The organism is Mycobacterium sp. NPDC004974 (assembly GCF_053600815.1).
This window is the reverse complement of the sequence record NZ_JBSGAQ010000001.1, coordinates 290,643-304,589: the sequence shown is the minus strand read 5'-3', so window position 1 is coordinate 304,589 and position 13,947 is coordinate 290,643. Positions and strand designations below refer to the sequence as shown.

Below are 13,947 nucleotides of genomic sequence, written 5' to 3'. Positions count from 1 at the left end.
GCACCTTCAAGCGCTCTACTGTCAACAGCGACGTCATCATCGCCCCCCCACTCGGGCCGCCAGCCGCGTGCCCACGAGGTTCACGCACACGACGGTTGCGACGATGATCAAACCCGCGAAGATGGACTGCTGTGGGTATCCGGACAGGATCGAGGATTGGCCGTTGGCGACCATGAGCCCCCATTCGGGATCGGGTGGCTGCACGCCCAGCCCGATGTAGGAGATGGCCGCGAGGTCCAGCAGTGCGTAGCCGAACGCAAGGCTGGTCTGCACGACCACGACGGGCAGCAGGTTGGGTACGACGTGTCGGACACAGATCCATACCGGTGAGAACCCCTGGATCTGCAGGGCCGCGACGTAGGGCTGTGACCTTTCGCGCAATGCAGCGACGCGCACCACCCGACCGATGTAGGGCACGTAGGCCACTGCCAATGCGAGCACCGGACTCAGCAGCCCCCGGCCGAATACGGTCACGGCGATGATGGCCAAAATCAGGCCGGGAAAAGCGAACAGTAGATCGAAGATTCGCGAGATGAGCGCATCGGCCCAGCCGCGTCGCCAGGCTGCGATGACTGCCAGCAGGGTCCCCACCAGGGCGGCGGTGAGCACCACCAGGGCCGGCCCGACCAGGCTCGGCCGGGCGCCGACAATGATGCGGCTGAGGATGTCGCGGCCCGTGTCATCCGTGCCCAGAAGGTGATTGGCACTGGGCAGCGCGTGAATGTCCAGTGCATCGACCTGCAGCGCACCATGCGGAGCGATCCACGGCCCCAGGACGGCCATGCCGACGACGATCGCCAAGAAGCCGACACATGTCCACGTCACCCAGGTGAACGACCCGTCACCGGATCGACGCACCCGGCGCGGAGCGAGTTGAATGGCGCTCATACGGCAACTCCCCCGGCCAGCCGCGGGTCGAGCATCGCGCTCAACATGTCGACCAGCGTGTTCACCACGACGAACGCGGCGATCATGATCAGGGTGACGGCTTGCACGGTCACGATGTCCTGCCGGGCTGCACTCTGAACCAGCAGGGAGCCGATGCCGTTGACCCCGAAGGCCTGTTCGGCAACCGACGTCGCCGCGAAGATCCCGGCGATCGACAACCCGTTGACCGCCACGATCGGCCCCGATGCGTTGCGCACCACGTGCCGCCAGATGATCGCCGACTCGGCGATGCCCCGACTGCGTGCCGTCTCGACGTGTTCAGAGGTGATCTCCCGGCGTACGGCCTCCTGAGTGATGTTGGCGACGTAGGCAATCCAGGCGAATCCAAGCGAAGCAGCGGGCAGCGTCAGGTGCCACAGTTGGTCCAGGAACCCTGCCCCGCCCCCGTAGACCGGGAACCAGCCCAATCCCGAGGCGAACACGGCGATCAGGATGACCGCGACGGCGAACGTCGGAGCGGCCATCAGGACCGTGGTCACACTGGTCATCGCCGTCGCCGTGCGCCCACCACGCCAGCCGGCCAGAACTCCCAATACCACGCCACCGATGACGATGAAGACGGCCGCATAGGCCACCAGGAAGACCGTCGTACCCAGCCGGCTGGCAACCAGTTCGCCGACCGGCGCACGGTTGATCAGTGACACCCCGAAGTCTCCGCGCACCACACCACCGAGCCACCGGGCGTAGCTCTGCAAGAAGGGTTCGTCGAGGTGAAACTCCGCTCGCGCCGCGGCCAACGCCTCCGGACTGGGCTTGGAACCCCCGACGAGCAGCGTTGCCGGATCACCTGGGGATACGAACATCGCGCCATAGACGAGCACACTGCCCACGGCCAGGGTCACGACCAGCGCGATCACGCGCTTGACCACCCAACGCAGGGAAATCGAGGCATTCACCGATGCACGCCTCCTCTCCGAGTTTCGAACGGGCGCAACAGAACACGGGCCCGACGTTGCGTCAGCGGAGTTTCCTGCAACACTGTGACACAACGTTGTTGTACAACGGCGTACGATAGTGTGGCGTAACGCACGTCACTTCGTCAAGGGACAGGGAGGTAGCGCACATGCCGATCGAAGTCGATGCTGCTGCGCGCCTGGATCAGATCGCCGAGGCCACCTTGCGGGTCGCCGCACGCGAGCGCCCCGCCGGCGTGACTATCCGCGCGGTGGCCGCCGAGCTCGGCGGTTCGACCACCGTGGTGACCAACTACATCAAGTCTCGGGCGGACCTTCTGCTGAACGCCGTCCGCTACGAACTGTCCGCCTGGCGACGTGAGCAGGCCGAGGCGATCGCCGGGGCGCAAGACGACCCGCGATCGAGACTGCGGGAACAAATTCGGTGGTCGACCACGACATTGCACAATGATCGGGCCGCCCGCCAGATTTGGCTCGACCTGGTGTCACGCGCGTCGAGCGACGGCGCTTCGGAATTGCTGCGCAACGACGCCGCCGAACACCACGAACTCATTCGCACCGATGTGCAGGAGCTGGCACCGGCGGACTCGGACCCCGACGCGATTGCCGACGCCATTTACCTGGCCATCCGAGGCTTCTACTTCGCCACTACAGAGGATCCTGAGCAGTGGCCGCCCGAGCGGGCCACACATGCCATCCTTCAGATGGCCGATCTGTTGCTCGGCCTCACCGCCAAGTCCGCCGTCTGACCTACAGCCGTGGCATCCGACAAGCTCGACCGAAGACCGGACAGGGTGAAATACCCTGCAGGATAGCCACTTCCGGCAACAAAGTGTAAGACCTCGGATGCCGAACCTTACACACTGCCACGCCGCGACCTGATCGGTGTCGTGCAGACTAAATCCTTGGTACACAACATGCTTCGCGATCAGCTGCACCACGCAGGACCAGGCACTCGCCGAACGACCGCACTGCCCCCGGAGCAACAAGAACGAGGAGAGATCAGATGATGAACCGACCGCAGGCACCGGGCCTGGCGAACACATGACCGCCCTCGGATCCAATTGCTCGGTCACGGCGGGCACGATCGCGCTCGAACTGACCGACGTCCCGACCGATCAACTGGTTCTTGGCCGGCCCCAAACGGGCAGCGCCGAACTCGGGACGCTCGGCGAGCTCGAGATCGGCGTGTGGGAGATGACCGAAGGCACGATGCGCGACGTTGAGGCAGAAGAGGTGTTCGTTGTTCTGGCTGGACGTGCCGTCGTCGAATTCGACGACGGCACCGCCCCACTTCACCTGCAGATAGGCGACGTCGCCCGACTAGCCGCGGGTGCACGCACGGTGTGGACGGTGACCGAACGACTGCGCAAGGTCTACGTCACCGTCTGATCGAGCAGACCGATCGCAGCGATGTCCCGAATTTGACGACACCGCCGAACTTTTGGGCCGCGCAGCGCTAGGCATGTCGCTGCCACCGATCGAACTCTGCCGCCGAACCGAGGAACAGGAGAAATCAATGCCCACCACACACTCGACCGCATACGAGCGCCACGCTCCTGATGCCCGCGTGGTCAGCGCCGCGCTGGCAGACAGTGTCGCGTCGGTGTTCTGGCTCGACGACACCGACGATGACACCGCGTATCCGACGTTGACGTCATCCACCTCCGCCGATCTGACCGTCGTCGGCGGCGGCTACCTCGGGCTGTGGACCGCGGTTTTGGCCAAGCGGCGCAACCCGAGTGCCCGCGTGGTGCTGCTGGAGGCCGAAACCGCGGGCTGGGCGGCATCGGGTCGCAACGGCGGATTCTGCGAGGCCAGCCTCACCCATGGCGAGAGCAACGGTCAGACGCGCTGGCCCGGCGAGTACGAACAGCTGGAACGGCTGGGCATGGAGAACCTCGCAGCCATGGAGGCCGACATCGGTGAGCTTGGCATCGAATGCCAGTGGGAGATGCCGGGTTCCCTCAGCGTCGCAGTCGACCAGCATCAGATCGACTGGCTGGATCCGCAGCTCCGCCTCGACCGCGAACAGACCCGAGCACAGGTGAACAGCCCGCTGTATCTGGCCGCAGAGTGGCACCGAGAAGGTTGCGCCCTCGTGCATCCGGGCCGGCTCGCCCGTGAACTCGCGCGGGTCGCCGCCGAACTCGGCGTCGAGGTCTTCGAGCACTCACCGGTGCAGAAAGTCGACACCGACAACCCGACCGCCGTATGCGTACACACACCGCGCACCACGGTCACCACGGATCGAGTCGCGTTGGCCACGAACGTGTTCCCGTCACTGCTGCGCCGCAACCGGCTGCGCACCGTGCCGGTCTACGACTACGTGTTGATGACCGAACCCCTCTCGACGGCCCAGATGGACTCGATCGGATGGCACAACCGCCAGGGCGTCGGTGATCTGGCCAATCAATTCCACTATTCGAGGCTGACCCAAGACAACAGAATCCTCTACGGCGGCTATGACGCCATCTATCACAGTGGTCGTCACGTTCGCGCCGGCTACGAGGACAGACCCGAGTCCTATCGCACGCTCGCATCGCACTTCCTCGCGACCTATCCACAACTGGAGGGCATTCGCTTCAGTCACCGCTGGGCCGGGGCCATCGACACGTGCACGCAGTTCGCGGCGTTTCACGGCCTCGCCCGCCGAGGGCGGGTTGCCTACGCGGCCGGTTTCACCGGCTTGGGGGTGGGGGCAACCCGTTTCGCCGCCGAAGTCATGCTCGATCACCTTGACGGTCGGTGCACTGCCCGAACCGCGTTGAAGATGGTGCGCCGCAAACCACTGCCCTTCCCGCCAGAACCGCTGACCTCGATTGGCATCAACGCCACCCGATGGGCGCTGAATCGAGCGGATCACAATCAAGGCCGGCGTAATGCCCTGCTGCGCACCCTTGATGCGGTTGGTTTGGGATTCGACTCCTGATCTACCCGACGTGCGCGGGCACGCGCTTGATGCCGTGCACGAAACTGCTGTACAGCAGTTCGGGCTCACCGAATTCGACGGTCTTCAGCCGGGTCAACAACTCGCGGAACAGGTGTCGCAACTCGGTCTTGGCCAGCTGGTTGCCCAGACAGAAGTGCGGACCACCACCGCCGAACCCGACCTGCGGATTGGGTGAGCGGCTCAGGTCGAAACGCTGCGGGTCGGTGAACACCGACTCGTCCCGGTTGCCCGAGCAGTAGAACAGCCCCACCTTGTCACCCGCCCTGATCTGCTGGCCGGCCAGCTCGACGTCCTCGGTGGCATGCCGGGCGAACTGGATCACCGGTGTGGCCCACCGCACGAATTCCTCTGTGGCAAGACCGATCCGGTTGTCGAAATCCTCCAACAGCCAATCCTTCTGGTCCGGATTGGCCGCCAGCGCCATCATCGCGTGAGTGGTGGTCTGCTTGGTGGTGTCGTTGCCCGCCGAGGCCAGCAGGATCAGGAACGCGCCGATCTCCTCGTCGGTCAGCCGGTGCCCGTCGACCTCGGCGTTGACGATGCTGGTCATCAGGTCGTCACCGGGATTGGCCCGCCGGAACTTGGCCAGCTCCACCCCCGTGCTCGAGATCAGCATGATCTCGTTGATGGTGGCCATGGCGCGTTCTTCGAGCGAGGAGTACTCGTCATCGCTCATGCTGAACAGCTTCTCGGCGGCCTTGGCCAGCGCGGGCTGATCGGCGGTGGGCACACCGAGCATGTCGGAGATCGTCCGCATCGGCAGCTGCGCCGAGCACGCCTCGACAAAGTCGACGTCGCCTGCGCCGATCAGATCGTCAACGACGGCGACGGCGTTGCGCTGAATCTGCTCCTCGATCTTGCGCACATTGCGCGGGGTGAACGCCGAGCTGATCAGACGCCGGTACGTGGTGTGCTCAGGCGGATCCATCATCAGGAAGAAGGTGGCGAACTTCTGCACGTCGGCCGGCATCGGGTCCAGCGCGACACCCTGGGTCGAGGTGAACAGCTCAGGATGCTGGCTGACGAACTGGATGTCGGCTCGGCGCGTCACCGCCCAGAATCCGGGCTCTTCGACGTCGAACATCGTCGACAGCGGCTGATGCCAGCTCAGGCCCGCACCGGCGCGCAACTGCGCGAATGTCTCGTCACGCTCGGCGAATGACCGGCTCCAGAAATCGTGCGACGTGATGTCGAATGGGCTGTATTCGCGTGCCTGCGGTGAGCTGGCAACTGTCACGGTGTTCCCTCCTGCACGGGCGTCCGACGACGGTGTCGCGCCGCGAATCAGCGTGACAGTTCGCCGATAGTTTGTAAAGCTGTGGGTATGGCGGAAACATCGTCCATCGACGACGACAGCAGCACCCGCGGGCGAATCCTGGCCGCCACCGCCGAGGTACTCGGGGCCAACGGGATGACCAAGCTCAGCCTGTCCGAGGTCGCCTCGCAGGCCGGGGTTTCCCGGCCCACGCTGTACCGCTGGTTCGCGTCCAAACAGGAACTGCTCGACGCATTCGTGGTGTGGGAGCGCAAGCACTACGAACAAGCCGTGGCGAAGGCCTCCGAGGACCTTCCCGAGGACGAACACCTGGACGCCGCGTTGCGCACGGTCGTCGAATATCAGCAGTCCTACCCCGGACTGCGCATGGTCGATATCGAACCCGAACATGTCATCAAGCGGCTCGCCCAGGTGATCCCGCTGATGCGGGAGCGTCTGCAACGGCTGACTTCCGGGCCGGATGCCGACATCGCCGCGGCCACCGCGGTGCGGGTGGCGGTCTGCCACTACCTGGTGCGCAGCGATGACGCCGATGAATTTCTCGCGCAGTTACGCCATGCCGCCAGAGGGAAACATCAGCACTGACCAGGGCATTTCACAGCCGGCGCTACCCTGGGCTCGGTGACCGACTCAGCTGATCCCATCGTCGGGCTTGACCTGACCGAACAGGCCGCGCTGGGCAGCGGCGCCAGCTTCTGGACCACCAAGGCGATCGGCCCCGTACCCGCGATTGTGCTGACCGATGGCCCGCACGGGGTACGCAGGCAATCCGGCAGCGCCACAGACCATCTGGGCCTCTCCGGCAGTGAGCCGGCAACTTGCTTTCCCCCAGCGGTCGGACTCAGCCAGACCTGGGACCCCGAATTGGTGGAGCGGGTCGGCCGGGCGCTGGGCGACGAAAGCCGCGCGCTCGGCGTGCATGTGCTGCTCGGGCCGGGAGTCAACATCAAGCGTGACCCGCGGTGCGGGCGCAATTTCGAGTACTACTCGGAGGATCCGCTGCTCTCGGGGGCGCTGGGCGCGGCGTGGGTGCGCGGGGTGCAGAGCCGCGGTGTCGGTGCATCGCTCAAGCATTTCGCGGTGAACAACGCCGAGCAGGACCGGATGCGGGCCAGCTCGGACGTCGACATCCGCACGTTGCGTGAGATCTACCTGCGGACATTCGAGATCGTGGTGCGCCAGGCCGAGCCCTGGACCGTGATGTGTTCCTACAACCGGATCAACGGGGTCTACGCGTCGGAGAACGCCTGGCTGCTGACCACGGTGCTGCGCGACGAATGGGGTTTCGACGGCGTGGTGGTCAGCGACTGGGGCGCGGTGGCGGACCGGGTCGCGGCCGTGGCCGCGGGCCTGGACCTGGAGATGCCGACGAGCGGCGGTGTCTCCGACGCTGAGGTGGTGAACGCGGTACGCGCCGGGCAGCTGGACCCGGCTGTCGTCGCGCGCGCCGCGGGGCGCGTCGCTCGACTGACCCAGCGGGTCACCGAAACAGGCACCACCGCAGCGTCATTCAGTGCGGTCGATATCGATGCACATCACAAGCTGGCACGCGAGGCGGCACAGCGGGCCATCGTGCTATTGAAGAACGACGGTGATCTGCTGCCGCTGGCGCCGTCACCGCTGGCGGTCATCGGCGGATTCGCCCAGGAGCCGAGATATCAGGGTGGCGGCAGTTCTCATGTGAATCCGACGCGCCTCGACATCCCGCTGGACGAGATCCGCAGGCTCGCAGGCGATCACCCGGTGAGCCATTGTGCGGGAAGCGACATCGCAGCCGCGGTCACCGCCGCCGAATCCGCCGAAACCGCGATCGTATTCCTCGGCCTCACCTCCGAAGAGGAGTCCGAGGGCTACGACCGCGAGCACATCGATCTGCCCGCCGCTCAGCTCGACCTGCTACGCGCCGTCGTCGAGGCCCAGCCCCGCACCGTGGTGGTGCTGTCCCACGGCGGCGTGGTACGCCTCGACGCCGTTGCCGGCCTGGCCCCGGCCGTCGTGGACGGTGCCCTGCTCGGGCAGGCCGGAGGTGGCGCGCTGGCGGATGTGCTGTTCGGCGTCGTCAACCCGTCGGGTCGGCTGGCCGAGACCGTGCCGTTGCGGCTGCGGGATTCTCCTGCCTACCTCAACTTTCCGTCGGAATCCGGCCATACGGTCTACGGCGAGCGGATGTTCGTCGGCTACCGCTGGTATGACACGCGGGACATGCCGGTGGCGTTCCCATTCGGCCACGGCCTGTCCTACACCCGGTTCGACTACTCCGGCCTCGAGGTCAACGCCGTCGGCGATGGACTGTCCGTGCGGCTGACGGTGGCCAACACCGGCACCCGGTCAGGCCGTGAGGTGGTGCAGGTCTATGCCGGGCTACCCGGCTCCGCTGTCGGCAGGCCTGTCCGGTGGCTGGCCGGTTTCACCGCGGTGACGGTCGAGCCGGGCGAGCAATGTGCCGTCGAGATCCCGGTCAGCCGAAGCGATCTCGCGTACTGGAGCACGACTGCCGGGCGCTGGGATGTCGAGCCCGGCGAGTACGCGGTGTCGGTCGGCGCATCGAGCCGGGATCTTCGGCTGACGGCGACGGTGACGTTGGCCGGCGATGAACCGACACAGCCGTTCACCCGCGATTCAACGCTGGGCGAGCTGCTCGCCGACCCGGCGGCGGCGCAGACGATTCTGACGGTGCTGGGTAGCGCTTCGCCATTCGGAGCGGCCGATTCCGCACTCGGCAGCAATCTGCTGCGGATGCTCGAATCGGTGCCGATCGGGCGGATGGCCGCCTTCTCGGCAGGCAAGGTCACCCGCGAGCAGCTCGATCAACTGCTCGCGGGAATCAACGCTCAGCGATCCTGATCGCCCGCAGCTCGGCCAGGATCTCGTCGGTGTGCGCGCCGAGCGCCGGGGCGACCATGCGCGGCTGCCACGGGGTGGCCGAGAAGTCGGCCGGGCTGGCCACCATCGGCACCGTCGAAATCCCGTCGGGGACTTCGACAATCCCACCTGCGGCGTGGAACTGTTCGTCGGCGATCACGTCGTCGAGACTGTTGATCGGTGACCAGAAGAAGTCGGGTTCACCGTCGAACAGGGTGGCCCAGTGCTCCATCGGATGCTCGGCGAAGATGGCGTCCAGATCGGCGATCAGCTCGCGGGCATTGACGTATCGATCACGCGCCGTGGCGAAACGCGGGTCGGTCAGCCAATCTTCACGGGCCACCACGCGACACAATGCGGGCCAGTGCCGGTCCCCCTGCAGCCCGACGATCCAGAACCGACTCCCGTCACCGGCGGTGTAATTGTTCATGCACGGATTGGCCATCGCCTCACGCTGGCCGATCGCGATCTGCTCACCGCTCATCAGCAGCGTGTTGAGATCGAAGCTGACGGTGTAGGCGCCTTGGCGGTACAGCGAGGTGCTGACCAATTGGCCAGTCCCCGTGCGGTTTCGGGCGAGCAACGCGGCACACACCGCGGCCGCCAGCGTCATCCCCGCGGAGTGGTCCCCCATCCCGCCGCGCTGAAACGGCGGAGTGTCCCCGGGCCGGGTGAGCAGGTCGGCCAGCCCGGCGCGGGCCCAGAAGGCGGCGACGTCGTAGGCGGCCCGGTCCGCCTCGGGTCCGCTCAGTCCGTATCCGGTGATCAACCCGTACACCAGGCGCGGATTGCGTGCCGCGACGGTCTCGAAGTCGAGTTCCAGCCGCCGTAATGCGGCGGGCCGCACGTTGGTCAGGAAAACGTCTGCGGTGGAAAGCAATTCGCCTACGGCATCCCGCCCCTCGGCGGTACCGAGGTCGAGCACGATGCTGCGTTTGGACCGGTTGTCCATCTCGAACGGCGGGTTGGCCGCCACCCCCAGGTCCGGATCCAGGCCGAGCATCCGGCCGAATGTTCTCGCCGGGTCGCCCGACGGCGGCTCGATCTTGATGACGTCGGCGCCCCAGTCAGCCAGGAGTGCGCCGGCGGCCGGTGCGGCCACCCAGACGCCCAACTCGATGACCCGAAACCCCTCCAACGGACCCGCCATCACCACTCCTTCCCGAAACCGCTTTACAATTTGTCGCAAATTTGTAAACTTGGCGAATGCTCACACCGGCCCGCCACCTCGTCCCCGTCGCCGGTCTGGCCGCGCACATCGGTCACGGGGTGCAACGTATCGCAACCGATGCGGCGATCGGATGCATGCGGGCACTGCCCCGCCGGATCGCCGATCTCGATGCGGCCTACCTGTCCGAGCTCACCGGACGCAGGGTCGAATCGGTGTCGGTGATCGGCGGCGATGCGGGCACGTCGTCACGCGCGCGGCTGGCGCTGTCGGGAGCAGGGGTACCCGAATCGGTGTTCGTCAAGATGCCCGCCGAAACGGCCGCCACCCGGATGATGGGTGAGCTGGGCCGGCTGGGGCACACCGAGGTTCGGTTCTATCAACAGCTGGCCGACGGCCTGCCCGGAGTTCCCCGCGCCTACGGCGCGGCCTTCGACGCCCTCACCGGGCGGTACGTGCTGGCGCTGGAGGACCTGACACTGAGCGCCTGCGAGTTCCCGGACACCCTGCACCCGCTGGACAGAGACCGGGCCGCCATGACGGTTGAGCTGCTGGCCCGGGTACACGCGGCATTCTGGGACAAACTGCCGGCCCGCACCGGCAGCGGGCCGCTGGGCTGGCTGTACTCGGCGTCGGGTGACCACACCTCGTTGATGACCGGCTCGCTACTGAAGATGTCGACCAAACGACTGGCCGAGAACACCGACATCCCGGTGGCCGATGGCCGGTTCATCGACGAGAACTACCGCGCGGCGGCGCAGCTGCTGGACCGCCCGCCGCATACCGTGATGCACGGTGACGCACATCCGGGCAATCTGTTCTTCCGCAACGGCGAGGCGGGTCTGCTCGACTGGCAGGCCGTGCGCCGCGGCCATCCCGGCCGCGAGCTGGCGTACACGCTGGTCACCTGCATGACCACGGCCGACCGGCAGGCCGCCGAGCGTGACCTGCTCGACGAGTACCGCCGCGCACTGGCGGCGGCCGGCGGCCCCTCCCTCGACCACGACGAGTTGTGGGAGCGTTATCGCGTCGGTGCGATCTATGCGTATGCCGCACCCGTCATCACCGCGGGCCTCGGCGGCATGCAGGACGAAGGCATCGCACTGGAGGGCGCCAGACGCGGTGTGACAGCTTTGGCCGACCTGGAGACTGTGGCAATACTCAAGAAGTTGCTGTGATGGTCCTACCATTTGGTGAACCACGATCAACCAAGGCCTGGACGTGAATGAACCTGTAACCGCGCAGCGGGGCACATCAGCCGAAGACACCTCGACGCGCCATCGAATCCTGGTCGCAACGGCCGAGGTACTGGCCCGCAGCGGCCAGACCAAGCTGAGCCTTTCCGAGGTGGCACTGCAGGCCGGGGTGTCTCGGCCGACGCTCTACCGCTGGTTCGCCGACAAGCAGGAACTTCTCGACGCGTTCGGCACCTATGAGCGTGAGATGTTCGACCACGGCATGAGCCGCGCCACCGTTGGCCTGCGGGGCAATGAGAAACTCGATGCCGCACTGCGTTTCATCGTGCAGTACCAGCAGTCGTATTCCGGGGTCCGGCTCATCGACATCGAGCCCGAAGTCGTCATCACACAGCTGGCCAACGTCTTGCCGCTCATGCGGGCGCGGCTGCTCAAACTCCTGTCGGGCACCAATGCCCCGGTCAAGGCTGCCACCGCGATCCGGGTCGCAGTCTCGCACTACGTCGTGCGCAGCGATGACGGCGATCAATTCCTGGCACAGCTACGTCACGCCGTCGGGATCAAACAGCCCGACGCAAACTGACCCCTCTTCCGCTCTTCACCTTCCGCACCTCCTGCCCTCGCGCCCACAAGACTCTACGATCGCAGAGACTTATCGATCGGTCAATCCTTTCTTCAAAGGGGTGACACGGCACGCAATTTTTGTAAAGCTGTCTCCTATGACTCAGGTGCAGAGCGACACCGGCGTGCTCGCCGGTGACGAGCGGATGCTCATCGACGGTGAGCTCCAATACACCGGCAGCGGTGCGAAATTCGACGTTGTCCACCCCGCCAGCGAACAGGTGGCCGGCCAGGCGACCGACGGCACGGTGCCCGACATCGAGCGTGCAGTGGGAGCCGCGCGCCGCGCATTCGACGAAACCGACTGGAGCCGCGACGTCGAGTTCCGCTACCACTGCCTGATGCAGCTGCACGACGCGCTGGAGGCCGAGAAGGAGCGGCTGCGCCGGGTGCTGATCACCGAGGTCGGCTGTCCGGTGACCGTCACGGGCTCGCAGATCGAGGACCCGATCGGCGAGGTCAAGCACTGGGCTGAGCACGGGAAGAACTTCGACTACGTCGTCGACAACGGCGTGCACCAGACCCAGCTCGGGCCGGCGCGCCGCAAGATCGCCTATGAGCCGGTCGGTGTGGTCGGTGCGATCACCCCGTGGAATGTGCCGTTCTACCTCAACATCGCCGAGACGGTGCCGGCGCTGATGGCCGGTAACACCGTCGTCCTCAAGCCCGCGCAGCTCACCCCGTGGTCGGGTACCGAGTTGGGCCGCATCGTCGCCGAACACACCGACATCCCGGCCGGCGTGTTCAACGTCGTCGTGTCCAATGCCAACGAAGTCGGCGCCGCACTGTCGGCGGACCCGCGGGTCGACATGATCACCTTCACCGGGTCGACCGCGACCGGGCGCGCCATACTGGCCGCCGGCGCCTCCACAGTCAAGAAGACCATGCTCGAACTGGGAGGCAAGTCCGCCCACATCGTGCTCGACGATGCCGACTTCAACTCGGCCCTGCCGATCGCGGCGATGATGGCCTGCGTCATGAGCGGGCAGTCGTGCATCCTGCCCAGCCGAATCCTGCTCCCCCGCAGCCGGTACGACGAGGGCATCGCGCTCCTCAAGGGCGCGATGGAGAACTTCCCGGTCGGGGATCCGTGGACCCCGGGCATCATGCAGGGGCCGCAGATCAGCGCCACCCAGCGCGAGAAGGTGCTCGGGCTCATCAAATCCGGCATCGATTCCGGCGCCCGGCTGGTCACCGGCGGCGGTGTTCCGGAGAACCTGCCCACCGGCTACTACACCCAGCCCACCCTGCTCGCCGACGTCGACCCCGATTCACAGGTCGCGCAGGAGGAGATCTTCGGACCGGTGCTGACGGTCACGCCCTACGACTCCGACGACGAAGCGGTCGCCATCGCCAACAACTCCATCTACGGCCTGTCCGGGGAGGTTTCGTCCGGAGATGTGGACCGGGCATTCGCCGTCGCGCGGCGCATCCGGACCGGCAACGTCACCATCAACAGCCGCAGCCACTTCGGCATCAACAGCCCGTTCGGCGGTTCCAAGCAGAGCGGTCTGGGTCGGCGCAACGGCGAGGAAGGCTTCAAGGAGTACTTCGAGTCGAAGACCATCGGGATGCCCGAGTGAGTGAGTACTCCGACATCTCGGCCCTGCTGTACCGGTACGCCCGGGCCGTCGATTCCAAGGACTGGGAGCTGTACCGCTCGGTGTTCACCGAGGACGCCCACATCGACTACTCGTCGGCAGGCGCCACCGTGGGCAGCCGCGACGAAGTCGTCGACTGGTTCGCCGCGAACTTCGGGGTGATCCCGTGGAGCATGCACTACATCACCAACATCGAGATCCTCGAAACCGACGGCGACACCGCGACGGTACGGGCGATGTTCTACAACCCCATGCAGCTGCCGGGGATGGCCCAGATCAGCGCGTGCGGCGGCTACTACCACCATGAGCTGGCGCGCACGCCCGACGGCTGGCGCAGCCGCAGCTTGCGCGAGGAGAATCTCTGGTTCACCAACCCGCCGGGTTAGGCCAGCGCCCGAGACTGCCTAC

General features: G+C 66.1%; 13 protein-coding genes. 9 read left to right on the top strand and 4 right to left on the bottom strand.

What is annotated here, in order from left to right; translation table 11 throughout:
* Positions 1-36: 36 nt before the first annotated feature.
* Both ACWEFV_RS01485 and ACWEFV_RS01480 read right to left on the bottom strand, forming a co-directional pair.
* The gene (locus tag ACWEFV_RS01485) at positions 37-888 is read right to left on the bottom strand and encodes an ABC transporter permease (RefSeq protein ID WP_450068821.1); all 852 of its coding nucleotides are present in this window, start codon (positions 886-888) and stop codon (positions 37-39) included.
* The gene (locus tag ACWEFV_RS01480; RefSeq protein ID WP_450068820.1) at positions 885-1,844 is read right to left on the bottom strand and encodes an ABC transporter permease; all 960 of its coding nucleotides are present in this window, start codon (positions 1,842-1,844) and stop codon (positions 885-887) included. Before ACWEFV_RS01480 ends, ACWEFV_RS01485 begins: the two co-directional genes overlap by 4 nt.
* Positions 1,845-2,011: 167 nt before the next feature.
* Here ACWEFV_RS01480 and ACWEFV_RS01475 point away from each other — a divergent pair, with 167 nt between their 5' ends.
* The 3 genes from ACWEFV_RS01475 (at position 2,012) to ACWEFV_RS01465 (ending at position 4,794) form a co-directional block, all read left to right on the top strand.
* Positions 2,012-2,611: a TetR/AcrR family transcriptional regulator gene (locus ACWEFV_RS01475; protein WP_450068819.1), complete on the top strand. Its 600-nt coding sequence runs from the start codon at positions 2,012-2,014 to the stop codon at positions 2,609-2,611.
* 295 nt (positions 2,612-2,906) lie between these two features.
* Positions 2,907-3,254 (top strand): cupin domain-containing protein, encoded by a 348-nt coding sequence (locus ACWEFV_RS01470; RefSeq protein WP_450068818.1) that lies wholly within the window; start codon positions 2,907-2,909, stop codon positions 3,252-3,254.
* 127 nt (positions 3,255-3,381) lie between these two features.
* The gene (locus tag ACWEFV_RS01465) at positions 3,382-4,794 is read left to right on the top strand and encodes an NAD(P)/FAD-dependent oxidoreductase (protein WP_450068817.1); all 1,413 of its coding nucleotides are present in this window, start codon (positions 3,382-3,384) and stop codon (positions 4,792-4,794) included.
* Position 4,795: 1 nt separating this feature from the next.
* On the opposite strand, the gene ACWEFV_RS01460 is transcribed toward ACWEFV_RS01465, so the two are convergent.
* Positions 4,796-6,052: a cytochrome P450 gene (locus ACWEFV_RS01460; protein ID WP_450068816.1), complete on the bottom strand. Its 1,257-nt coding sequence runs from the start codon at positions 6,050-6,052 to the stop codon at positions 4,796-4,798.
* 87 nt (positions 6,053-6,139) lie between these two features.
* Here ACWEFV_RS01460 and ACWEFV_RS01455 point away from each other — a divergent pair, with 87 nt between their 5' ends.
* Both ACWEFV_RS01455 and ACWEFV_RS01450 read left to right on the top strand, forming a co-directional pair.
* Complete coding sequence (locus tag ACWEFV_RS01455; protein ID WP_450068815.1) at positions 6,140-6,676, top strand: TetR/AcrR family transcriptional regulator; 537 nt, start codon at positions 6,140-6,142, stop codon at positions 6,674-6,676.
* Positions 6,677-6,712: 36 nt separating this feature from the next.
* Positions 6,713-8,935: a glycoside hydrolase family 3 C-terminal domain-containing protein gene (locus ACWEFV_RS01450; RefSeq protein ID WP_450068814.1), complete on the top strand. Its 2,223-nt coding sequence runs from the start codon at positions 6,713-6,715 to the stop codon at positions 8,933-8,935.
* On the opposite strand, the gene ACWEFV_RS01445 is transcribed toward ACWEFV_RS01450, so the two are convergent.
* Positions 8,916-10,103, bottom strand: a complete 1,188-nt coding sequence (locus ACWEFV_RS01445; RefSeq protein WP_450068813.1) for a CaiB/BaiF CoA transferase family protein — start codon at positions 10,101-10,103, stop codon at positions 8,916-8,918. The genes ACWEFV_RS01450 and ACWEFV_RS01445 overlap by 20 nt on opposite strands.
* Positions 10,104-10,159: 56 nt before the next feature.
* Between ACWEFV_RS01445 and ACWEFV_RS01440 the strand changes: the two genes are divergently transcribed.
* The 4 genes from ACWEFV_RS01440 (at position 10,160) to ACWEFV_RS01425 (ending at position 13,925) form a co-directional block, all read left to right on the top strand.
* Positions 10,160-11,299: a phosphotransferase gene (locus ACWEFV_RS01440; RefSeq protein ID WP_450068812.1), complete on the top strand. Its 1,140-nt coding sequence runs from the start codon at positions 10,160-10,162 to the stop codon at positions 11,297-11,299.
* Between the two features lie 43 nt (positions 11,300-11,342).
* A complete protein-coding gene (locus ACWEFV_RS01435; RefSeq protein WP_135453672.1) occupies positions 11,343-11,900 on the top strand; it encodes a TetR/AcrR family transcriptional regulator in 558 nt (185 codons plus the stop codon).
* Positions 11,901-12,036: 136 nt separating this feature from the next.
* On the top strand, positions 12,037-13,521 hold the full coding sequence (locus ACWEFV_RS01430) for an aldehyde dehydrogenase family protein (RefSeq protein ID WP_135453671.1): 1,485 nt from the start codon (positions 12,037-12,039) through the stop codon (positions 13,519-13,521).
* Complete coding sequence (locus ACWEFV_RS01425) at positions 13,518-13,925, top strand: nuclear transport factor 2 family protein (RefSeq protein ID WP_450068811.1); 408 nt, start codon at positions 13,518-13,520, stop codon at positions 13,923-13,925. Before ACWEFV_RS01430 ends, ACWEFV_RS01425 begins: the two co-directional genes overlap by 4 nt.
* The last annotated feature ends 22 nt before the right edge of the window (positions 13,926-13,947 follow it).

What these genes read in the sequence shown, in the direction of transcription:
- ACWEFV_RS01485 (WP_450068821.1), bottom strand. Translation starts at nt 888, where the DNA reads ATGAGCGCCATTCAACTCGCTCCGCGCCGGGTGCGTCGATCCGGTGAC.
- ACWEFV_RS01475 (WP_450068819.1), top strand. Translation starts at nt 2,012, where the DNA reads ATGCCGATCGAAGTCGATGCTGCTGCGCGCCTGGATCAGATCGCCGAG.
- ACWEFV_RS01470 (WP_450068818.1), top strand. Translation starts at nt 2,907, where the DNA reads ATGACCGCCCTCGGATCCAATTGCTCGGTCACGGCGGGCACGATCGCG.
- ACWEFV_RS01465 (WP_450068817.1), top strand. Translation starts at nt 3,382, where the DNA reads ATGCCCACCACACACTCGACCGCATACGAGCGCCACGCTCCTGATGCC.
- ACWEFV_RS01455 (WP_450068815.1), top strand. Translation starts at nt 6,140, where the DNA reads ATGGCGGAAACATCGTCCATCGACGACGACAGCAGCACCCGCGGGCGA.
- ACWEFV_RS01445 (WP_450068813.1), bottom strand. Translation starts at nt 10,103, where the DNA reads ATGGCGGGTCCGTTGGAGGGGTTTCGGGTCATCGAGTTGGGCGTCTGG.
- ACWEFV_RS01440 (WP_450068812.1), top strand. Translation starts at nt 10,160, where the DNA reads ATGCTCACACCGGCCCGCCACCTCGTCCCCGTCGCCGGTCTGGCCGCG.
- ACWEFV_RS01430 (WP_135453671.1), top strand. Translation starts at nt 12,037, where the DNA reads ATGACTCAGGTGCAGAGCGACACCGGCGTGCTCGCCGGTGACGAGCGG.